Origin of the sequence: Inquilinus sp., assembly GCF_039594555.1 — a bacterium.
Lineage (GTDB): Bacteria > Pseudomonadota > Alphaproteobacteria > DSM-16000 > Inquilinaceae > Inquilinus.
In genome coordinates this window covers 24,676-45,284 of sequence record NZ_JBCNNF010000005.1, presented here as the reverse complement: position 1 = coordinate 45,284, position 20,609 = coordinate 24,676, and the positions used below count along the sequence as shown (strand labels likewise).

Here is a 20,609-nt window from a genome sequence, read left to right as displayed (position 1 = left end):
CAACCGGCGACCATCGATGTCGACGCCTATCCGGGCCACCCCTTCAAGGCCCATGTCGCCAGCATGAGCCCGGGCACGGGGTCGGATTTCTCGGTGCTGCCGCCGGAGAATGCGACCGGCAACTGGATCAAGGTGGTTCAGCGCCTGCCGGTGCGACTGGAGCTGGACGGGACCGACCCGGCCTGGCCGCTGTTCTCCGGCATCAGCGCCACCGTGCGGGTCGACACTGGGTATCGCAGCAGCTGGCGAAACGTGTTCATGACCGCCTTTGCGGCGGAGGCAGGGCGATGAGCGCCGTCACCCTGTCCCGCGCGGCGGCGGATGGCCGGCGGACCATCATCGCGGCGGCGCTGCTGGCGACCTATCTGCAGGCGGCCGCGATCTCGCTGCCCAACGCCGCGCTGCTCCACATCCAGGGCAGCCTGTCGATGGCCGATGACGAGGCCGGGTGGATCTTCTCCGCTTATATCGCCGCCAGCCTGGTCACCATGCCGATGGCACGATGGCTGGCGGGCTGCTTCGGGCGGAAGACGGTGTTCCAGCTGTCGCTCGTCGTCTTCGCCGTCGGCCTGGTGCTCGCCACGCTGGCGACCACATCGTTGCAATTCGTCGCCGCCCGCATCCTGCAGGGCAGCGCCAGCGGCCCGATCGCGCCGCTGGCGCTGGCGATCCTGCTCGACACCGTGCCGGCCCCGCGCCATCCCCGCATCAGCCTGGCCTGGACCGTGACGCTGGTGCTGGGCATCGTCAGCGGCCCCAGCCTCGGCGGCTGGCTGTGCGAGGAATATGGCTGGCCCGCAATCTTCCACTTCGGCCTGTTGCTGGCCGGGGTCTGCCTGCTGGCGATGGCGCTGTCGCCGCCGGAGCGGCGGACGGGCCCGGCGCCCCTCGACCTCTTCGGCCTTGCAACCTTCTCGCTCGGCGTCATCGGGCTGCAGATGCTGCTCGACCGCGGCGAGCGGGTCGAGTGGTTCGATTCGGTCGAGAGCCGGGTCGAGGCCGGCGTGGCGGCGCTCGGCTTCGGCCTCTACCTCGCTCATGTCGTGACCAGCCGTGCGCATTTCCTCGACAAGGCGCTGGTCCGGGACCGCAACTTCGTGTTGTCGACGATCCTCTTCTTCGGTTTCGGCTTCGTGCTGCTGCCGACCATGGCCCTGACCTCGCCGATGCTGGACGAGCTGATGGGCTACCCGGCCGACACCACCGGCCTGATGACGGCGCCGCGTGGCGTCGCCCTGGTGGCGGCGCTGGTCCTGACCCTGCGCGCGCCGGCTCGGATCGACCCCCGGCTGCTCGTGCTCGGCGGCATCGCCCTGGTGGTCACCGCGACGTGGCGGATGCTCGGCTACTCGCCCGGTATGGACTGGCGCCCCGTGGTCGTCGCCGGCGCGCTGCAGGGCGCCGGCCTCGGCATCCTGATGCCGGCGCTGACCAGGACGGCGTTCAGCACGCTGGATCCGGCGCTACGGCCGGAGGGCACCGTGCTGTTCAACCTGTCGCGGCTCTACGGCAGCACGATCGGCATCGCGCTGGTGCAGACCTTCTTCCATCAGAACACCCAGGCCATGCACCTGGCGCTGGCCAAAACCCTCGTCCCCGGCCGCGCCGGGGCCCATGTCGCGGATGCGGTCTCCGGCCCGGGGCTCGCCGCGCTCAACCATCTGGTGACGGGTCAGGCCGCTTTTGTCGGGATCATCGGCCAGTTCAAGCTCATGATGATCGTGATGCTGGCCGTGGCCCCGCTCGCGCTGTTCCTGCGCCGGCCGCGCCCGGCCGGCTAACGCCTGGCGGCCCATCCGACGACCGGCCGCGAGTTGTGCCTACCTTGACCCCGTGCGGCGATACCATCGTCTACTGTCGGGCGGGGAAGGGGGATGCGACATCTATTCTCGAGCGGGCTTATCCCGCTCGACGCCGAACCCGGCCGCGGCGAATGCCCGGTCAACTCGGACACAGGAAGACAAACATGCCAGCCCCGGATTCGCTTCGCGACACGAGGATCCCTCTCGCCCATGGGTCCGGGGCGATGCCCGCCGTCGGGTTCGGCACGTTGATCCCGGACCCCGTCGCGACCCGGCAGGCGGTCACGACGGCGCTGGAGGCGGGGTTCCGCCATTTCGACTGCGCGGAACGCTACCGCAACGAAGAGGCGATCGGTGACGCCTTCCAGGCTGCCTTCAAGGCCGGCATGGTCCGGCGCGAAGATGTCTTCATCACCACCAAGCTGTGGAACACCAATCACCGGCCGGACCGGGTCAAGCCCGCCTTCGATGCCAGCCGCCGGCGGCTGCAGGTCAACGATATCGATTGCTACATCATCCACACCCCCTTCGCCTTCCGGCCGGGTGACGACCAGGACCCGAGGGATGAGAACGGTCAGGTGATCTACGATTCCGGGGTGACGCTGGCCGAGACGTGGCACGCGCTGGAGCGCCTGGTGGATGAGGGCCGGTGCAAGTCGATCGGTCTGTCCGACATCACGCTGGAAAAGCTGCGAGAGATCGTCGCCGTGGCCCGGATCAAGCCCGCCGCGGTGCAGGTCGAATCCCATCCCTATCTGCCGGAATGGGAACTGCTCGACTTCTGTCGCCAGCACGGCATCATCCTGCTGGCCTTCGCTGCGCTGGGGCACGGCATGGAGCCGAATCTGCTGGACGATCCCGTGATCACGGCGATCGCCCGGCATGTCGGAAAGACGCCTGCCCAGGTCGCGCTGGCCTGGGCCGTGCAGCGCGGCACGGCGTTCCTGACCACCTCGACCAAGCCGGACAGGATCCGGCAGAGTGTCGATATCTCGGCCCTGCCCGAGGACGCGATGAGGGAGATCCGGGACCACATCACGACGAACGTCCGGTTCAACAGCGTGGTGCAGACCGGCGTGCCCGGCTTCATTCCCCGGACCAGGTGAGCCGATGCGGATGTCCGATCACTTCGTGAGCATGGAGATCGGGAGGACCGGCGATGGCACGTTTGCGTTCGCTCAATGTGGGTTTGCCGCGCGATATCCCGTGGCGGGGGCAGACGGTCCACACCGGCGTCTGGAAGACGCCGGTGCAGGGGCGGCGCATGGTCCGGCGCCTGAATATCGATGGCGACGGGCAGGGTGATCTCACGGGGCATGGCGGCGAGCATCGGGCCGTCTATGTCTACCAGCTCGATTCGTATCGCTACTGGCAGCAATGGCTCGGCCGAAGCGACTTCAGTCATGGGATGTTTGGCGAGAACTTCACCGTCGACGGCCTGCCCGACGACGAGGTCTGCATCGGCGACCGCTTCCGCGTCGGTGGCGCCGTGCTGGAGGTCACGCAGCCGCGCGTGACCTGTTATCGGCTCGGCATCCGCATGGACGAGCCGCGGATGCCAGCTCTGCTCGTCGCTCATGATCGGCCGGGCTTCTATTTTCGTGTGATCCAGGAAGGCGAGGTCGGTGCCGGCGACGAGATCGTGCAGGTCGCGGCCGGTCCCGAAGGCATGACCGTCGCCGCGACCAACGCGCTTCTGTACAAGCCCGGCCATCCCAGGAGCGAGCTGGAGCGCGCGTTGCGCATCCCCGCCTTGAGCGCCGGCTGGCGCGGCTCGTTCCAGGTGCTGTTCGACCGTGCGGATGGCGGCGATGTGACGGGCAATCCCGGGCTCGCCCCCCGGTCGGGGCCGCCCCCGGCTTGGACAGGCTTCCGGCCGCTGCGAGTGTCGCGCAAGCACCGCGAAAGCAGCCTGGTGACGTCGCTGACGCTCGAGGCCACTGACGGACATCCCCTGGCAAGGGCGCTGCCGGGGCAGTTCATCGTGCTCCGGCTGAAGCCGGCGCCGGATGCGCCCGCACTCCTGCGAAGCTACTCCTTGTCGGATGAGCCGAGCGACACACGCTACCGCGTGAGCATCAAGCGGGAACCGCATGGCGCCGCCGGATCCTATATCGACAGCGTGGTCCAGGTCGGAGACCTGATCGAGACCGGCGCCCCGCGCGGAAGCTTCACCCTGGCGGCGGGCGATGGGCCTGTCGTGCTGCTGAGCGCCGGGATCGGCGCCACGCCGGTTCTGGCGATGCTCCATGCCTTGGCCGCCGCCGCGTCTCAGCGAGAGGTGTGGTGGATCCACGGCGCGCGCGACGGGGCCGAGCACCCCTTTGCCAGTGAAGTCCGAGTCCTCCTTTCGGCTCTGCCTCACGGCCGCAGCCACATCCGCTACAGCGCGCCGCGCCCCGGCGACCGGCCGGCTCTCGATTTCGACGCGCCCGGCCGGCTGGGTATCCAGCTGCTCCAGGATTTGGGCGTGCCGCAGGACGCAGACTTCTATCTGTGCGGGCCGGCCACCTTCCTCGCCGGTTTCACCACCGGACTGCAGGCCTGGGGCGTTGCGGCAGGCCGGATCCACAGCGAGATCTTCGGATCGGGACCATCGATGACGCCGGGCGTGGTGGCCACGCCCCGGAAGCCGCCGCATCCGCCCGAAGGACCCGATGGTACCGGCCCGCTCGTCTCATTCGCCCGGAGCAGCCTTACCGTCCGGTGGGGTGCGGGATTCAACAGCCTCCTCGAACTCGCCGAAGCCTGCGACGTGCCGGTGAGATGGGCTTGCCGGAGCGGTGTCTGCCACAGCTGCGAGACGGGTCTCGTGAACGGATCTGTCAGCTATGAGCCTGATCCGCTCGATCCGCCCGCGGAGGGAAACGTGCTGATCTGCTGCTGCCGCCCATCCGGGGATATCGCGATCGAACTGTAGTCGGACGGGACATCGACAGGCTATCCCGCGGTAAGCCGCGTTTGGAGATCAGTGCGCGGTTTCGAGGGCCGTCGTTAGGTCGCACCGATCGCGAACCGTGCGACACGGCCGGTCCTGCTGTGTCCGGTCCCAGTGTGCATACGCGATGACCGCGGGCAACTGCGCCCGAACATGTCCGCTTCGTAGAGCCGGTGTGACGGCCGCATTCGGGCGCGCTCAGAGTCCGACGCTGACCGAGAGGCGCTGAATTCCGCGGTTCGAGCGATGTCCGGAATCGGAACAATGTTTCCTATGGCCGGAAATGGCGCAGGCCGGCCGGGCGGGAGGACCTCCATCCCGACCGGCGAGATGTATCGATGGTCAGGGTCCGCGATGCCGTCAGAGATCGAGTTGTTCGGAGAGGCTGAGGGCATCGTCAACCTCAATGCCGAGATAGCGGACGGTGCATTCGAGCTTCCGATGGCCGAGCAGAAGTTGAACCGCCCTTAGATTGCCGGTCTTGCGCTAGATCTGGGCGGCTTTGGTGCGACGCATCGAGCGTGTCCCATAGCATGGACAATCGAGGCCAGCCTCTGCCACCCATCCCGGGTCCGCTTGAGAGGGGCCTAAAGTCTGACCGTTTGTGGAGCCAAAAGCAAAAATCCAACGGCGGGATCCATCAGCGCGCCTCTGCGGACCATGATTTCCGGTTTCGAACTAAGGACGCGGCGACCGCTTATGGCGCTTGGAACAACGGTTCACACCCCCTGGTAGACCAATCGTGTGAAGAAGTCGGGCGAAATCAGGAACTGGCCCCACTTCGCGTCATGGGCCGCAGTCGGCTTCGCGGCGACGATGTCGTCCACTGGGCGGCCCTGACGCTTCAGCGTCGCGACGTTCTCGCGGATGTCGACCAGCATGTCGCGATAGGCAGCGAGCCCGGCCCGGTCGCTCACCGGGTCGCCGTGACCCGGGATCACGATCGTCTTGGCGGTTGCGACGGCCAGGATGCCCTCTGCCGCCTTGATCGTGCCGTCGATGCTGCCGCCGGTGGAGTAGTCGATGAACGGATAGATGCCGTTCCAGTAGATGTCGCCGCAATGCAGCACATCGGCCTCGCCGAAGGTCACCGTCAGGTCGCCGTCCGTATGGGCAGGGCCCGGATGCCTGAGGGCGATCGTCGCGCCGTTCAGGTTCAGCGTCTTCTCCGCGCCCACCAGTTCCGACGGCACGGCTGACAGGGGAGGCGACGGAAAGGTGTAGTCCCAATCCTCGACCCGCTGGGCCGACAGCAGGTGCCTGTGCGTGTTCTCATGCGCGATGATGGCCGCGCCGTCCTGGTTCAGCCACTGGTTCCCGTCGGTGTGGTCGAAGTGCCAGTGGGTGTTTATCAGATGCGTGATCGGCTGCCGGCCCAGGCCTTTGGCGGCCTCCAGGATCCGCGGGCGCGACGCCGTGATGCCGGCGTCGACGAACACCTTGCCGTCGGGGCCGGTCAGAACCGCGATGTTGCCGCCCGATCCTTCGAGGATACTGACGCCCCGGCGCAACGAATGGACCGTGATGCGCCGCTTGGCAGCGTCGTCACGGATCAAATCCACGATGTCGCGCGCCTCGACGAAGGCCTGGGCGGGCGTGAGCCAACCGCCCAGGGCGGCCGCCCCGGCCGCAACGGCACAGCAGGTACAGAAGCCGCGACGGGACATGACATGGTGATGCGGCATGGACATGCGGGATCCTTTGCGTGAGGGGGCGGCGTCGAGCCGCGACGGAACGGCCGGTCGGATTCGACCAGCGCGAACTCTGCACCGTCCGGCGGTGCGCGTTGATGACCCGGCGGCGCATTAACATGACCAAGAGGATCATTCGCCTTCCCGGCGGAGTGTCGCCCGGAACGATGATGACAGTGGAAGGCCGGGTGGTCCACTGAGGGCGGAAGATTGATCCCATCGGTCATGACAACGCGCCTTCCGGTCATCAACGCGCGGCGCGTCAGAGCGCAGGATCTCACCGGCCTCCGGCACCGGTGCTGGCGGCCAAAATCGGTTCTTTGCCTGGGCCGCGCATGTCCAGAGGACACCATGAGACTTGAGAGCGCCTATTCCCACCCCGAGACCCTCCAGCGGCTGCGAGCGGCGCTGGAGGGCAGGGGATTCCGTATCTTCGCGGAGGTCGATCACCGGGCCGCCGCCCTGTCGGTCGGGCTGGACATGCCGGCGACGACCGTCCTCGTCTACGGCAATCCGAAGGGCGGCACCCCGCTCATGCTCGCCGCGCCGGATTTCGCCCTGGAGCTGCCGCTGCGGGTGCTGGTGCGCGAAGGGGAGGGCGGGACGGTCTTCGTGACATACAACCCCTCGGCCGCGTTCGAAGGCCGGCATGGATTGCCCGCTGGGATGACCGAGAGGCTGGCCCCGGCCGAAGCGCTGATCGCCGGTGCCATAGCGTCGCCGGCCGCCGGCTGAGCCGCTCTCACCGTCACCGGCTTTCCGAAAACAGGATCTCACTATGACAAATGATCAAAAGGCGGCAGCGGGACCGTCGCCCGATCCCGTGTCGCGCCGAAGTTTCCTCGCGGCGTCGGCGGGCGCTGCCGGCGCGGTCGCCGCCGGCCACACAGCTTTGGCCGACACCATCGCGGACGTGCCGGCGCGAGAGCCGGGCGACGTGCTGGGCGCTTACAGCGAACGCTCGGAATACGTCCACATCGCGCGCATTCCCGAGGCTGGCCCAGGGATCCGCAACGTCGATCCGGCCGACGCGATCAACTCGAAAGCGCCGCTCGACCAGCTCCTCGGCACGATCACGCCGTCGGACCTGCACTATGTGCGCAGCCATGCCGGCACGCCGAACATCGATCCGGCCAAGCACCGCGTGCTGGTGCACGGCATGGTGGCCAAGCCGCTGGTGCTGACGATGGCCGACATCCGGGCCATGCCGTCGATCTCCCGCGTGGCCTTCCTCGAATGCACCGGCAACGGGTGGGAGAACTGGAAGACCGCGCCGGACGACGTCACCGTCCAGAACACGCACGGCCTGGTCAGCACGCATGAATGGACGGGCGTGCCGCTGTCCTTCCTGCTCGACCTCGTCGGCGTCGATCGCGCATCCAAATGGATGCTGGCGGAGGGTGACGACGGGGCGGCCGTGGCCCGCAGCATCCCGCTGACCGACGAGGTGATCGGGGAGGCGATGCTGGCCTACGGGCAGAACGGCGAGCCGCTGCGGCCCGCCCATGGCTTCCCGCTGCGGCTGTTCATCCCAGGATTTGAGGGCAATCTCAGCATCAAATGGCTGCGCCGCCTGAAATTCGGGGACCAGCCGTTCATGACGCGGTGGGAGACGGCCCGCTACACCCAGCTTCTGGCGAATGGCAAGGCGCGCCAGTTCCAGCTGCGGCAGGAGGTGAACTCGGTCATCACCTCGCCCTCCGGGATGATGCAGATCAGCCCCGGCTACAACCGCGTCACCGGGCTGGCCTGGAGCGGCTACGGCAAGATCGACTGGGTGGAGGTCAGCACCGACGGCGCAAAGACCTGGAGCCGGGCCCGCCTGAACGGGCCGGTGCTGTCGAAGGCCCAGACCCGCTTCGACATGGACTGGGTGTGGGATGGGACGCCCACGAAGATCGTCAGCCGCTCCACCGACGAGAGGGGCAACGTCCAGCCCGACCGCAAAGCCTTTATCGCGGCCATGGGCGAGAATGCCCTGTTCCACTACAGCGCCCAGCAGACCTGGAGCATCGATGCGGCGGGGAAGGTGCGCAATGTTCTCGATTAGCAAGACGGTGCTGGCCTGTCTGGCGGCCTGCGTGCTCGGCGGCTCGGCCGCGGATGCGTACGAGTTCGGCCGCCCGGCGACGCCGGACGAGATCAAGGCCTGGGATATCGACGTGCGGCCGGACGGGGCCGGACTGCCCGACGGCGGCGGCACGGTGACCCGCGGCAAGGCGGTCTATGACGAGAACTGCGCGGCCTGCCATGGCGACGCGGGCCAGGGGGGCTACAGGGACCGGCTGGTCGGCGGGCAGGGCACGCTGGCGACCAGCCAGCCGGTGAAGACCGTGGGCAGCTACTGGCCCTATGCGACGTCGCTGTTCGACTATGTGCGCCGCGCGATGCCGTATCCGGCCCCGGGATCCTTGAGCGATGACGACACCTACGCGGTGGTCGCGTATCTCCTCAACCTCAACGGGATCGTGCCTGCCGGTGCCACGCTGGACAAATCCAGCCTGCCGAAGATCACGATGCCCAACCGGGACGGCTTCATCCCGGAGCCCGAATTCCGGGTGATCACCAACTCAAGGTAGCGGCGCATCGCCCTGGATCCGCCGCCCGGCCGAGGCCGCCTCGCCGGCGCGGCGGATCTCACCCGGGCGGACACCGTGCCGTCGGTGCATCGCCCGGCTCAGCGCGCTTTCCGACTGGTATCCGACCTCGGTCGCGACCTGTGCCGGGGCGGAGCCTCGCATTAGCTGGCGCCGCGCCAGGCCGAGCCGCAGATCGGTCAGGAAGGCGAGGGGCGGGTAGTTTACGGCCGCACGGAACGCCCTGACCAGGGTCGCACGCGAGGTTGCGGCGATGGCGGCCAGCTCGGCCAGGGTCCAGGGCCGAGCGGGTTCGCGCAGCATCGCCAGGACGGCGCGTGCCGTGCAGCGATTCCCGAGCAGGCGCGGCAGATCGCCGGATGCGCCGCTGGCCGCGAGATGCGCCCGCAGCAGCATCACGAACAGGGCGCTGGCCAGATTGATCGTGATCGCGGCCGCCCCGGGCCGATCCGCGTCCAGCTCGTCGCGGATGGTCTCGAGCAGGCGCCGCGACTCCAGCGCATCGGTCCATTCCGGCCCGCGCAGCAGGATCAGCTCGGGCAGGGCGGCGATCACCAGGCTCTCCGCCGCCGCTTCGAACTGCAGCCGGCCGCAGATGATCTGGGTGTCGGGCTCGGTGTCGAGGCTGGCCTTGTGTCGGATGGCGTTGCGATAGGTCCTGACCGTGTCGGCCTGCACGCCGCTCGCGCCCGGCAGGGCTCGCAGCACATGCGGGTCGCCATGCGGCAGCAGGACCACATCGCCGGCCGCCAGCCGCAGCGGTGCGCGGCCGGCCACCTCGAGCTCGCACTCTCCGCGCGTCAGCATGTGGAAATAAGCCCAGCCATGACGGTCGGCCGGATGGGGTGACGCCCAGTTGCCGCCGAAGTCGCAGAGCTCGTCGAGGAAGGGACGGACCTGCAGGAGCTGCGCCAGGCTGCTCAGCGGATCGTCGGGCGTTTCCGACGGCGCGGAAATGCCCGGAACGGCCTGGCGCCGCGCCATGGTCACGCGGCCTTGGCGTAGGTGAAGCCCGCGCGCTGCAGCTCGACCATGAAGGCAACCACGCTGGGGACCAGGATGGCGCCGGGGATGAGGCCGTTGGTCAGCTCGGCCGCGATGACGTCGGCGGGCGTCGCCGCGAAGTCCGGTATGCCGTGGAGCCTGCGGGCGATGGCATGAATGGAATCGTGACACGCGATGAACACCGCGCCGCGACGCTGCAGCGAGGGGATGTTGTTGCTGGCAGGCCCGTAGAAGCCTTCGAGGTCCTGCAGGTCATCCGCGGGCGAGACGCCGGGCTTTTCGAGAATGAAGCTGTTCGCGGCGGGCTTGCCATCGGTCAAGCCTGCCAGCTTGTATCTGTCCCAGGTCGGCTGGTCGAACAGCGCCAGATGGGCGGTGCCATGGACCGCGGCGACGGGCAGGAACTCCGGATTGCCGAGGGCGAAGACCTGGCCGTTGATCGCCTCGCGCATCAGGTTGAGCCATGGCGTCGACAGCTCGGTCACCTCCCACATCTGGCGCGACCGGTACCGGTAGGTGAGGACATCGCCGGCGGCCTCCTGGTCCCAGCTGTCGGGCGACGTCAGCATGAAGGGCACCGTCTGGAAGCCGCGCCGGCGCGGTGCCGCGGTCAGCCGAACGGCAAGCTCCCCGAGCTCGCCCGTCGCCGGCGTGGGAGCCGGGAGCTGCCGGGCTCCTGCCGCGACTGGCCGGGCGGCGCCCGCCGCGGCGGCGAGGGCGGTGGCCTGGCCCATGAGGCGCAGGGCGGTTCGGCGGCCTGTCGGCGAAAGGATGCTGTCCATGAGATCTGTCCTGGGGAGGGAAGGCAGGCGGGGGCCGTGCGTGAGATCCTCGGCGAGGCCGGTGCCAGGCTGGCGGTGACCGGTATCGCCCCGAGCGTCAAAGAGAGTGTCAGTAGGCGTAGACGTTGGCCGATGCCCGGACGAGCTTCTCGACATAGCCGGCGACGGCTTGGAGGGGCTTCTCATCCGTCAGGCCGTAATCCGCGGCGAGCCTGTCGAAGCTGGGATAGCCGATCCAGACGCGGTTCAGCCGGTCTTGCCAGACGAGCACGCGCAGCGGCAGGTCGATTCCGGCCGCCTGGTTGTCCTGCATGATCTTGGTGCCGACCTTCGGATTGCCGAACACGACTACCTGGGTCGGGCGCAGTTCCAGCCCGGCATCCTTGGCGTTGGCCCCGTGATCGAAGGTGGCGAAGACCGGGACCTTGTCGGCGGCGAGCTGCGCCTTGATCCGGGCGACTGTCTCGTCGGCGCCGAACTTGCTTTCCTGGGCGACGACGATGTGCGGGTCGACATCCGGGCCGAGGCCGGCCTTGTAGGCCTCCGCGATCTCCCGGGCCAGGCCGGTCATGTCGACGCCTTCCTTGTTGGTCAGCAGCGTCACGCAGACCAGCTCCTCGGCAGCCGTGAACCGGCTCAGATAGGAGCTGAAGCCCGGCGAGCTGCCCTTGATCTCCATGAAGCCGGGATGGTGGGTGAACTCCCACCCCGCCATCGCCGGCACGACCTTGCCGTTGGCCAGGGTGGTCGGCTTGTAGATCAGCTCGCGATCGGCCTTGTCCTTGACCAGGACGCTGCCGGCCAGGGCGATGTCCCACTTGCTGATGTCCTCGGCCGAGGACCAGATGCCGCCGAACGCGTAGAGGCCGGCGGAGGCGTCGGTCCCGACCGGGGTCATCCGGCCGTCGGCCTCCCGGTAGCCCGTCGCCGGCTCGACCGGGTCGATATACTCGACCTGCGACGTGAACTTGACGTGCTGGTTGACGCCGGGCTGCGGCATGGGTCGATCGAGGAAGCTCCTGGTCGGCAGGTCGCGGGCGAACATGGTGCTGGTCAGACCCAGCGCCTCGATCTGATACCTGGTCACATAGTCTTGATAGGTCATACCGCTGGCCTTCTCGACAACCAGGCCCAGCAGGATGAAGTTGGTCGCGCTCAGCCGGGCATCCGTCCCGGTCTCGAACAGCAGCTTTTTGTCGCGGACGAGGTTCAGCAGATCGGCCGGTTGGTATGCCTTGGTGACGTCGAAGCCGTTGTCCCGAAAATCCGGAATCCCCGACGAATGCTGCAGCAGCTGCAGGATCGTCACCTTGCCCCAATCCGCCGGCAGGTCGGCGACGTAGTTCGACACGGGGTCGTGGACGTCGAGCTTGTGCTGCTCCTGCAGCTGGAACACGGCGACCGCGGTGAATGCCTGGGTGATAGGGCCGATGTTCCACATCGTCCTGGTGGAGGCGAGCTCGTCATTGTCCAGGTTGATGCGACCATAGCCGGCCGAGCGCGGAATATACGGCGCCTGCACGATCGCCATGGTGATGCCGGGCAGGCGGTTCTTGGCGACGAAATCAGCGATCATCTTGTCGATGGTCTCGCCATGGCTCTGCAGCACGGCGCTGCCGCGCGTGGTCGGGTAGCGGTCCGTCGCGACGGGCTGGGCGGCGAGCGCAACCGGTACGCTGGAGAGGGAGGCGAGCAGAGTCGCCGCCAGGAGGTGACGTTTCCCGAACAAGCTTGCGTACTCCAAGGAACAGGGGGCTGGTGCGAGTGGGTGTCGGATGGCGCTCTGCGGTCGGCCGATGAAGGTTTAATTCGATCCTCGATTGGACGGGATGCCCCCAGGGCTCAATGAAATGACCGATCGGATCAAAACCGATCGTGTCACGAGGAGCGCCGGGTCCACGTGCCCGCCTTCGCGGCGAGCTCGATCGGGACCGGCGATCGGCTGTGGCGGCGAAGCCGGTCCAGGTCGGCAGGCCAGGGGCTACTTGCCGAAGGCGCCGGCGATCTGGCCCACGAGCGTGGCCCAGGGCATGTCGAGCGCGCCGTAGACCGCACCCGCCTCCGGCCGCCCGTTGTCCTTGAGGATCTCGACCATCAGGGTCGCGTAGTCGGACAGGACGACCCCGGCCTGCAGCATGCGCAGCAGGCCTGCCTGCCGCTTGGTCTCGCTGAAGGTGCCGGACGCGTCGACGGCCACATACGCGTCCAGCCCCCGCGCGACGGCGGTCATCGCCGGGAACGCGGCGCAGACCTCCAGCGAGATGCCGGCGAAGATCAGCTTGCTGCGGCCGGTAGCCTCGATCGCCTGGGCGACGCGGGCGTCGTCATAGGCGTTGACGGTGGAGCGGTCGATGATCTCGATGCCGGGCAGGGCGTCGACGAGCTCGGGGAAGGTCGGTCCCCACATGCTGTCACGCGCCGTGGTGGTGACGACGATCGGAAGGCTGAGCGCCTTCGCCGCCTTGGCCAGGGCGACGACATTGTGCTTCAGCTCGCCGGTCGAATAGTCACGGACGCCGGTCATCAGGCCGATCTGGTGATCGACGAGAATCAGCGCGGCATTGTCGGTGGTGAGCGGCTCATAGCTGCGAACGGACATGGCATCCTCTGCGAGGCTTCGGTTCTGATGGCGTGGTGAGGCGGGGCTCTGCGCTTCGAGGTGGAAGCGCCCGGGCCAGCCGTCGTGACGACCGGAAGCTAGTCCCTGGCCCAGCGGCCCAGAAGTCGGCTAAACCGGAACCCAGCGTCCGTATGGGCGAACGATAGGGCAGGGCATGCTGGACCTGAACGATTTCTTCTACTTTGTGCAGATCGTCGATCGGGGCGGGTTCACCGCGGCCGGACGGACGCTGCGGGTGCCCAAATCGACGCTCAGCCAGCGCATTCAGCAGCTCGAAGGCAGCCTCGGCGTGCGGCTGCTGAACCGCACGTCACGGCGCTTCGGAATGACCGATGCGGGAGAGGATTTCTACCGCCACGCGGTGGCGATGCTGCGGGAGGCGGAGCAGGCCGAGACGGTGGTCCGCCAGCGCCTGGCGGAGCCGAGCGGGACAGTGCGGTGCACCGCCGGCGTCGCCACCATGCAGTTCGCGATGTCGGACATCATCGCCGACTTCCTGGCCCAGTATCCGAAGGTGAATGTCGTCGCGCATGCGGCGGACCGGACGGTCGATATCATCGGCGAGAACTACGACATCGCCATCCGGGCGCATTCGGATCCGCTGCCGGATTCCAACCTGGTGCAGCGGACGCTCGCCCCGGCCCCCTGGTTCCTGTTCGCGGGGACGGACTACCTCGCCGCCCATGGCGCGCCGAGGACGCCGCAGGAGCTGCAGGCCCATCCCTCGCTGTTCATGATGCGGACGGGGGTCGCCCCGGTCTGGCGGCTTCGCCACGCGCGGCAGGCGAAGAACGAGATCGTGATGCCGCTGGCTCCTCGGCTGCTGGGCGACGACATGGTCGGCCTGCAGCGGGCGGCGATCAAGGGCCTCGGGGTGGTCGCGCTGCCGGGGTATGTGTGCCGGGCGGCGGTGCGGTCGGGCGCGCTGCAGCGCGTGCTGCCCGACTGGCTGGCCGGGGATTCCACCATCACCGCCCTGATTCCCTACCGGCAGGGGCTGCTGCCCTCAGTTCGCGCCTTTCTCGACCATCTGGCGGCGGAGTTCCCGAAGGCCGTCCTGATGTAGATCGTTCGTCCTGACGGACGATGCGTTTCAAATTCGGCGGCTTCCCGGTCGATACGCCCGGCTCCTAGTTTGGCCTCCGTCACAACCATCGTGCTGGAGTAGCCGGCGATGCAGGCGATCGACAGAGATCTCGAAATTCCGGTCCTCACCGAAAGGCTTGGGCGCATAGTCGCGGGGGTTCCTCACGCCATCGGGGCGGGATTTACCGCGCATCACTTCTCGGAGGAGATGTTCGGCGGCGAGATGGATCCGCTGCTGATGGCGGATGACTTCACGATGGAGGCGCCGACCTTCGAACCCCACCTCCATGCCGGCATCTCCGCCGTGACAGTGATGTTCGAGGACTCGATCGGCGAGTTCCTGAACCGGGACACGCTCGGCCATAACATCGCGTTGAAGGCAGGCGATCTGTACTGGCTGGCCGCGGCCAGCGGCGCCGCCCATGAGGAGCGGCCCGAGGCCGGGGCGCGGACGCATGCCCTGCAGATCTTCGTCAACCTTCCGGCACGGCTGAAGGCGGAGCCGGCGCGCTCGCTTCTCGTGCGGGCGGGGGACGTGCCGGTCATCGAGGGGAAGGGGCACCGCGTCCGGGTCCTGCTGGGGCGCAGCGGCGGGGTCGCCGGGGCCGGCGGCACGCCGGAGGAGACGACGATGCTCGACGGCGTCCTGGGTGGGCCCGGCCGCTTCTCCCACGACCTGGCGGATGGGCATCGGGCCTGGATCTACGCCGTCTCGGGCCGGCTGGCCATCCGCTGCGGGCACGAGGCGTGCCTGCTGGAGGCCGGCAGCGCGACGACCGTCGCGGCCGGGCCCGGGATCGACATCGTCCTGGATGCCGGGGCGCCCGCCCATTTCGTCCTGATCGCGGCGAAGCCGATCCGCGAGGCCTTCGTCCGGCATGGACCGCTGGTGATGTCCACGGCGGCGGATGTCCGGCGGACGCTGGCCCGCTACGCCGAAGGCAGCTTCGGCCGCATCCCGGCCTAGCCCTTCCTTCCCCATCGACATTCCTTGCGCCGCGCGCGGGCCGATGCACCGCGCGGACGGCCGAGCCTTGCCCTTTGGAGCCGACCATGCCGAAGCCCGACACGATCGTGATGGAGATCTCGACCGCGGAGCGCGAGCGGGAGCGCGCCCTGCGCGACCGGTTCGTCCAGTTCTGGAACACCGCGAGCGGCACGCCGCGTGAGGTCTACGACGCCTTCATCGCCGCAAGCCCTCTTGCCGGCGGCGTGTCGCTCGAGCCCGCCGGCGCGGCCGGTGTCCGGGGCTGGTGGGTCCGGCCCGCGCGGGCCGAGCCGGGGCAGGCGATCCTATTCCTGCATGGCGGCGGCTATGGGCTGGGCTCCGCCGAGGCCTATCGCGGCTTCGTCAGCCAGATCGTGAGCCGCACGGGCATCCCCGCACTGGTCATCGACTATCCGCTGGCGCCGGAGGCGACGCTGCCGGCCGCCCCGGCGGCGGCCCTGGCCGCATTGCGGTGGCTGGCAGGGCAGGGGGTCGGCCGGATCGCCGTCGCCGGGGACTCCGCGGGCGGCGGGCTAGCGCTGGTGACGCTGGCGGAACTGGCCCGGCACGCCGAAGGCGCGACACCGGTGGCCGGAGTTGTCTTCTCCCCCTGGACCGACCTGGCCTTCACCGGGGCGTCGATGATCGATCCGGCCGTGGAGGATCCGCTGATCACCCACGATTATCTGCAAGGCTGTGCCCGCGCCTATCTCGGTGTCGTGGAGGCCACGGACCCGCTCGCTTCGCCGCTGTTCGGCGACCTGCGAGGCTTGCCGCCGCTGCTCATCCAGGTCGGGACCGACGAACGCCTGCTCGACGACTCCCGGCAATACGCCGATCGCGCGGCGCAGGCGGGCGTCCCCGTGACTCTCGAGATCTGGCAGGGCATGCATCACGTCTTCCAGCTCGACGTCGCCCATCTCGACAGCAGCCGCGCCGCGCTCGACCGGGCCGCCCGCTTCCTTGCCGGTGCATTCCAGCACCACGCGTAAGACCGCCCAGGCGCAGCCGTTCCATCAGGACATTGGAGACACGACATGGCCTTTGAACCGATGACGTCTTTCGACGTCGTCATCGTCGGCGGCGGGTCCGCCGGCGCGGTGCTCGCCAACCGGCTGAGCGAGGACCCGGCCCGGCGGGTCCTGTTGCTGGAGGCCGGACCGGCCTATGCGCCGGCGGAGTATCCGGACGTGATCGCGAACGCGAACCGCGTCGGCGGCGACAAGGCGCATGACTGGGGCTACCACACCCAGGACCATGCCGGGCTGGGCCACGACGTGCCGGCCATTCGCGGCAAGGTGCTGGGCGGCAGCTCGGGCGTGAATGCGGCGGTGGCGATGCGCGCCCGGCCGTCCGATTTCGCCCGCTGGACCGCGCGCGGGATCGAGGGCTGGTCCTTCGCCGACGTGCTGCCGGTGTACAAGGCGCTGGAGAACACGCCGACCGGCGATGACGCTTGGCACGGCCGCTCCGGCCCCTTCCCGATCCGGCAGCGGACGATGGAAGAGAACACCCCGTCGATGCGGGCCTTCGTGGCGGCCGCGGAGGCGGTGGGCCTGTCGCGGGTCAGCGACTTTAACGGCGCCGAGCAGAACGGAGTGTCGCCCTATCCGCTGAACGTCGTCGACGGCCGGCGGATCAACACCGGGATCGCCTATCTGACGGAGGAGGTGCGCCGCCGTCCGAACCTGACGATCCTGGGCGCCGTCGAGGTCGACCGCGTCGTCTTCGACGGGCGGCGGGCCGCCGGCGTCCTGCTCGTGACCGGCGAGACGATCGCGGCCGGCCAGGTCATCCTGTCGGCCGGAGCCTTCGGCAGCCCGGCCATCCTGATGCGCTCCGGCATCGGGCCGGCGCCGCATCTGGCGGAGCTCGGCATCCCGGTCCTGCTGGATGCACCGGTGGGCGAACGGCTGAAGGAGCACCCGTTCTACTACAATGTCTACGTGCTGAGGCCGGAAGCCAATTCCATGACCCCGGCCGCGGGGGCGATCATCTGGACCAGATCCGGCGAGGCCGGTCCCAACGAACTCGACCTCCACATCTCCGGCACCCATATCTTCGATCCGGCGCAGAGCCCGACCGGAGGCGCGATCGTCCTGGCCTGCGCGGTGACGCTGCCGAAATCGATCGGGTCGGTCCGGCTGGCCAGCCGCGATCCCCGCGCCATGCCGCTGATCCGCTATAACTTCTTCCAGGACCCCAGCGACCTGCGGCGGATGATGGAGGCGGTTCGGCTGTCGCGCCGGATCGGGCGGACGGCGCCGTTCAACGACACGGTCGCATTCGAGATGACGCCGGGGCCGGATGTCCGGGACGACGCCGCGCTGGAGAAGGCGGTGATCGCCTCGGTGGACGGCTACGCCCATCCGACGTCGACCGTCCCGATGGGGACCGCCAGGGATCCAGCGGCGGTCGTCGATCCGAACGGTAAGGTCCGCGGGGTGGAGGGCCTGCATGTCGTCGACGCGTCGATCATGCCGGACATCCCGTCGGTCGCCACCAACGTGACGACGATCATGATCGCGGAGGCGATCAGCCGAAGGCTCTGAGGCTTGGTCGGCTGAACGTCGATGTTCGCGGTGCGAGTCTCCCCAATTTACGCGGGCTCTGCCCTGGAACGGCTCAGACGTTGTGGGAAAGCTTGAGATCCTTATCAAGCGCTAGCCATCGGCTGAGCCGGCCGACTTGATGCGCGTCCGCTTTCAGGCGCCACGATATAGCCGGTTAAGAGCGGCTCAGGCCATCAGGCTGCGTGTGAATGATTGGGATCCGCTAGATCCGGCGACGTCCGGTAATGCGGCGCCGACGCCGCGTCTCCTTTTGGCGCACCCTGGCCTAGTCACGCCGGCAGGGAAGGGTGAGAGGCGGTCGGCCCAGACCCAGGCCTGCCCGGCGGTTGCCCACTGAAGCGGGGATCGGACCCGCCGCCAGCACAACGATCCATGCCCGGCGGATTCTTCACAGCCGCCGATGCCGGCAAGGCTGGCAGTACATCGTGTGCAATGTTCGGGCAATTCTCAGAGGGCATTGACTGTCGGGATCGGGACGTCGCCCTAAGGGGCACGCCACGCCATGCCAAACGCGATCGCGGCCACATTGAAGCGTCAACTCACCAGGGCTACCGCGCTGGGTGCAATTGTTTGGAACAACGACATGAATGACGACGTCATCACCTTCGAACCCATTCTCGCCGCCGACCTGCCTGCTTTCAAGAGAGAATCGCAGGCAACCTTCGCGGCGGCCGTGATTGATGAATTCGGCTCCCTGCCTGACGGCCCAATTCCGTCTGATGACCATCTCGACCAGTCGGTCGCCGCCCCCGGTGCGGAGGTTTTGCACGTCCTTTCCGGCGGGGAGAATGTCGGTGGCGCAGTCGTGACGATCGACCGGGCTACAAACCACAACTCACTCGATCTCTTCTTCATATCATCTGTGAAGCACGGCCGAGGTTTAGGTTTGAAGGCATGGCGCGCGATCGAGAGGCGATATCCTGAAGCACTGGTTTGGCAGACGCACACGCCACACTTCGAAAAGCGAAATATACACTTCTATATCAACAAATGTGGCTTCCAGATCGTGGATTTTTCGGCAAGTACCATCCGGACCCGCATGAGGCCGGTGGGGACGAACCGCGCAGTGGCTGCGAAATGTTTCGGTTCGAGAAAATCATGGACGCGCCAAGCCGGACCAAGACTCACAAAGTGTAGGGCACAGTGCTGCGGTGCACGCTGCGACGGTGCGGCCTGTGACGACGCGGCCATGTCGGAGTAGAATGGAAGAGCCTCCCGCGACGGCAAAACATCGCTCAACAACGTCCGCCTAGGGCAGGTGCTCTACAACCAATCGGCCTCGACGACTGTTCCCGCTAGGGCAGCCGCTGGGAGGCTCGCCAGTTCCGCTACGAGATCATCTGCGCCCGCGGTCTCTAGCTCGTCGCGCGTGCTATCTTCCTTAAAGCTCCGAACGTCGATTGGGGGGATGCGGCCTAAGCGCTGGTGTCCGGCTCGGAGCGCGGCTACGCCGATGTGACATGGCCGGTTCGGAGTGGGCTGCCTAGCCGCGGAGTGACCGCAATCGGGACTGCGCCGCCTTCAGAAGCATCGCGAGGGACAGTCCCCAAAGAGCCGATGGCGGTCGCGTCCGCTTCGGAGAGCCGAGTTCGACGGTGGTTTGGGGAGCCTACTAGGGCGCTCGGCCGGTGAAGGTGGACGCGTTTCAGCCAGCACGGCCGATGTCCGGTTTAGAGAAGCAGCGCCGATGGCCGGAAATGGCGCACCTCGGCCGGGTCGGGTCCACCCCGAAGAGCGAGGCGGCGAGGGGTGAAGAATTGGATATCATGACGCAGCGGGCAGCCGGACCGAGATTCCGGGCTCCGGCCGGTCGGCGCCCCGGTTGGGTCAAGCCGGAGGCGGAAGGCGTTGAGGTCGTTGTCGTCGACGGCGTGAGCCGCCCTCTCGGCGGTGAATTCGCCGAGCGGGCGCAGCTCGGTCACGCGGGCGTCGATATGGCGGACGTCCTGTGCCGTCAGGGCCACGAGGCCGCCCAGAGTCATGTCGGGCAAACTGTGCTCGCGCAGGGTGAAGGCGAACCAGCGCTCGCCCTCGGCCTCCGTGGTCAGCAGGGGCTGCCGCGGGCCGACGACCGCGCCCCGGCTCGCGACGCGGATGCCGATGGTGCTGTCCGATAGGGGCGGTCAGCCGGGTCTTGTCCAACTGGACCTGGACATCGGTAACCGTCGCCTCGGCTAGCGCCATCTTAGCGTCGCCCCAGGCCCTCTCGCAGCAGTGGCGCTGGCCGACCGAAGGTGCGGATGATTGGCGATCATGGTCAGCGGCCAGGCATACCGGAAGCTGGTGTTGAGGGCTGCGTAGGGATCGGCGCCGGCGCGCTGGACAGGTTGGGAAGGGTGCGAAGGGTAATGTGAGACCGGTCGAATCGGGAAGCGGGAGAGCCTCCTGGCACCAATGCTCCTCAGAGCGCGTGCTTATGGTCGAGATCCGGCTTCGTGGAGGACATCATGGCGCGTGGCTTGTGTGCCGCACCAACAGGCCGAAGAGGTGGCAGCGCCGACCAGTCGTCACTGAAATCCAAATCACC

General features: G+C 67.9%; 17 protein-coding genes and 2 pseudogenes. 13 read left to right on the top strand and 6 right to left on the bottom strand.

What is annotated here, in order from left to right; genetic code table 11:
• From ABDW35_RS01240 to ABDW35_RS01225, 4 genes and pseudogenes are all read left to right on the top strand, one after another.
• Positions 1-291 (top strand): annotated as a pseudogene (locus ABDW35_RS01240) (HlyD family secretion protein); the annotation flags it as partial.
• Positions 288-1,781, top strand: a complete 1,494-nt coding sequence (locus ABDW35_RS01235) for an MFS transporter (RefSeq protein ID WP_343712020.1) — start codon at positions 288-290, stop codon at positions 1,779-1,781. The pseudogene ABDW35_RS01240 and the gene ABDW35_RS01235, both read left to right, overlap by 4 nt.
• A 245-nt stretch (positions 1,782-2,026) precedes the next feature.
• Positions 2,027-2,908, top strand: a complete 882-nt coding sequence (locus tag ABDW35_RS01230) for an aldo/keto reductase (RefSeq protein WP_343712019.1) — start codon at positions 2,027-2,029, stop codon at positions 2,906-2,908.
• A gap of 53 nt (positions 2,909-2,961) precedes the next feature.
• Entirely contained in the window at positions 2,962-4,722 is a 1,761-nt protein-coding gene (locus tag ABDW35_RS01225) for an MOSC and FAD-binding oxidoreductase domain-containing protein (protein WP_343712018.1), read from the top strand.
• 378 nt (positions 4,723-5,100) lie between these two features.
• Here the strand turns inward: ABDW35_RS01225 and ABDW35_RS01220 are convergent.
• Positions 5,101-5,271, bottom strand: a pseudogene (locus ABDW35_RS01220) (integrase); the annotation flags it as partial.
• A 188-nt stretch (positions 5,272-5,459) separates the two neighbouring features.
• On the bottom strand, positions 5,460-6,431 hold the full coding sequence (locus ABDW35_RS01215; RefSeq protein ID WP_343712017.1) for an MBL fold metallo-hydrolase: 972 nt from the start codon (positions 6,429-6,431) through the stop codon (positions 5,460-5,462).
• 351 nt (positions 6,432-6,782) lie between these two features.
• Between ABDW35_RS01215 and ABDW35_RS01210 the strand changes: the two genes are divergently transcribed.
• Genes ABDW35_RS01210 through ABDW35_RS01200 form a run of 3 tightly spaced genes read left to right on the top strand, consistent with a single transcriptional unit; the run spans position 6,783 to position 9,010 of the window.
• Positions 6,783-7,166 carry a DUF302 domain-containing protein gene (locus tag ABDW35_RS01210; RefSeq protein ID WP_343712016.1) on the top strand — a complete coding sequence of 128 codons (384 nt, stop codon included), beginning with the start codon at positions 6,783-6,785 and terminating at the stop codon, positions 7,164-7,166.
• Positions 7,167-7,209: 43 nt separating this feature from the next.
• The gene (gene soxC / locus ABDW35_RS01205) at positions 7,210-8,481 is read left to right on the top strand and encodes a sulfite dehydrogenase (protein WP_343712015.1); all 1,272 of its coding nucleotides are present in this window, start codon (positions 7,210-7,212) and stop codon (positions 8,479-8,481) included.
• On the top strand, positions 8,468-9,010 hold the full coding sequence (locus ABDW35_RS01200) for a cytochrome c (protein ID WP_343712014.1): 543 nt from the start codon (positions 8,468-8,470) through the stop codon (positions 9,008-9,010). The genes soxC and ABDW35_RS01200 overlap by 14 nt, the downstream gene beginning before the upstream one ends.
• Here ABDW35_RS01200 and ABDW35_RS01195 read toward each other — a convergent pair.
• The 4 genes from ABDW35_RS01195 to ABDW35_RS01180 form a co-directional block, all read right to left on the bottom strand.
• Positions 9,002-10,012, bottom strand: coding sequence for an AraC family transcriptional regulator (locus ABDW35_RS01195; RefSeq protein ID WP_343712013.1), 1,011 nt, complete (start codon positions 10,010-10,012; stop codon positions 9,002-9,004). The two genes, ABDW35_RS01200 and ABDW35_RS01195, sit on opposite strands and share 9 nt — an antisense overlap.
• A gap of 2 nt (positions 10,013-10,014) precedes the next feature.
• A complete protein-coding gene (locus ABDW35_RS01190) occupies positions 10,015-10,767 on the bottom strand; it encodes a transcriptional initiation protein Tat (RefSeq protein ID WP_343712012.1) in 753 nt (250 codons plus the stop codon).
• A 157-nt stretch (positions 10,768-10,924) separates the two neighbouring features.
• Positions 10,925-12,544: a serine hydrolase gene (locus ABDW35_RS01185; protein WP_343712011.1), complete on the bottom strand. Its 1,620-nt coding sequence runs from the start codon at positions 12,542-12,544 to the stop codon at positions 10,925-10,927.
• Between the two features lie 252 nt (positions 12,545-12,796).
• Complete coding sequence (locus ABDW35_RS01180; RefSeq protein WP_343712010.1) at positions 12,797-13,414, bottom strand: isochorismatase family protein; 618 nt, start codon at positions 13,412-13,414, stop codon at positions 12,797-12,799.
• 175 nt (positions 13,415-13,589) lie between these two features.
• On the opposite strand from ABDW35_RS01180, the gene ABDW35_RS01175 reads away from it, so the two are divergent.
• The 6 genes from ABDW35_RS01175 (at position 13,590) to ABDW35_RS01150 (ending at position 20,199) form a co-directional block, all read left to right on the top strand.
• Positions 13,590-14,501 carry a LysR substrate-binding domain-containing protein gene (locus ABDW35_RS01175; RefSeq protein WP_343712009.1) on the top strand — a complete coding sequence of 304 codons (912 nt, stop codon included), beginning with the start codon at positions 13,590-13,592 and terminating at the stop codon, positions 14,499-14,501.
• A 108-nt stretch (positions 14,502-14,609) separates the two neighbouring features.
• Positions 14,610-15,488 carry a pirin-like C-terminal cupin domain-containing protein gene (locus ABDW35_RS01170; protein ID WP_343712008.1) on the top strand — a complete coding sequence of 293 codons (879 nt, stop codon included), beginning with the start codon at positions 14,610-14,612 and terminating at the stop codon, positions 15,486-15,488.
• An 86-nt stretch (positions 15,489-15,574) separates the two neighbouring features.
• Positions 15,575-16,501, top strand: a complete 927-nt coding sequence (locus tag ABDW35_RS01165) for an alpha/beta hydrolase fold domain-containing protein (protein ID WP_343712007.1) — start codon at positions 15,575-15,577, stop codon at positions 16,499-16,501.
• Between the two features lie 45 nt (positions 16,502-16,546).
• Entirely contained in the window at positions 16,547-18,061 is a 1,515-nt protein-coding gene (locus ABDW35_RS01160) for a GMC family oxidoreductase N-terminal domain-containing protein (protein ID WP_343712006.1), read from the top strand.
• 523 nt (positions 18,062-18,584) lie between these two features.
• Entirely contained in the window at positions 18,585-19,283 is a 699-nt protein-coding gene (locus tag ABDW35_RS01155; protein ID WP_343712005.1) for a GNAT family N-acetyltransferase, read from the top strand.
• A gap of 427 nt (positions 19,284-19,710) precedes the next feature.
• Positions 19,711-20,199, top strand: a complete 489-nt coding sequence (locus ABDW35_RS01150; RefSeq protein WP_343712004.1) for a hypothetical protein — start codon at positions 19,711-19,713, stop codon at positions 20,197-20,199.
• Positions 20,200-20,609: the final 410 nt, after the last annotated feature.

Excerpts from the sequence above, each read along its gene's own strand:
- ABDW35_RS01235 (WP_343712020.1), top strand. The coding sequence starts at position 288 with ATGAGCGCCGTCACCCTGTCCCGCGCGGCGGCGGATGGCCGGCGGACC.
- ABDW35_RS01230 (WP_343712019.1), top strand. The coding sequence starts at position 2,027 with ATGCCCGCCGTCGGGTTCGGCACGTTGATCCCGGACCCCGTCGCGACC.
- ABDW35_RS01225 (WP_343712018.1), top strand. The coding sequence starts at position 2,962 with ATGGCACGTTTGCGTTCGCTCAATGTGGGTTTGCCGCGCGATATCCCG.
- ABDW35_RS01215 (WP_343712017.1), bottom strand. The coding sequence starts at position 6,431 with ATGTCCATGCCGCATCACCATGTCATGTCCCGTCGCGGCTTCTGTACC.
- ABDW35_RS01210 (WP_343712016.1), top strand. The coding sequence starts at position 6,783 with ATGAGACTTGAGAGCGCCTATTCCCACCCCGAGACCCTCCAGCGGCTG.
- soxC (WP_343712015.1), top strand. The coding sequence starts at position 7,210 with ATGACAAATGATCAAAAGGCGGCAGCGGGACCGTCGCCCGATCCCGTG.
- ABDW35_RS01200 (WP_343712014.1), top strand. The coding sequence starts at position 8,468 with ATGTTCTCGATTAGCAAGACGGTGCTGGCCTGTCTGGCGGCCTGCGTG.
- ABDW35_RS01195 (WP_343712013.1), bottom strand. The coding sequence starts at position 10,012 with ATGGCGCGGCGCCAGGCCGTTCCGGGCATTTCCGCGCCGTCGGAAACG.
- ABDW35_RS01190 (WP_343712012.1), bottom strand. The coding sequence starts at position 10,767 with ATGGGCCAGGCCACCGCCCTCGCCGCCGCGGCGGGCGCCGCCCGGCCA.
- ABDW35_RS01180 (WP_343712010.1), bottom strand. The coding sequence starts at position 13,414 with ATGTCCGTTCGCAGCTATGAGCCGCTCACCACCGACAATGCCGCGCTG.
- ABDW35_RS01175 (WP_343712009.1), top strand. The coding sequence starts at position 13,590 with ATGCTGGACCTGAACGATTTCTTCTACTTTGTGCAGATCGTCGATCGG.
- ABDW35_RS01170 (WP_343712008.1), top strand. The coding sequence starts at position 14,610 with ATGCAGGCGATCGACAGAGATCTCGAAATTCCGGTCCTCACCGAAAGG.
- ABDW35_RS01165 (WP_343712007.1), top strand. The coding sequence starts at position 15,575 with ATGCCGAAGCCCGACACGATCGTGATGGAGATCTCGACCGCGGAGCGC.
- ABDW35_RS01160 (WP_343712006.1), top strand. The coding sequence starts at position 16,547 with ATGGCCTTTGAACCGATGACGTCTTTCGACGTCGTCATCGTCGGCGGC.
- ABDW35_RS01155 (WP_343712005.1), top strand. The coding sequence starts at position 18,585 with ATGCCAAACGCGATCGCGGCCACATTGAAGCGTCAACTCACCAGGGCT.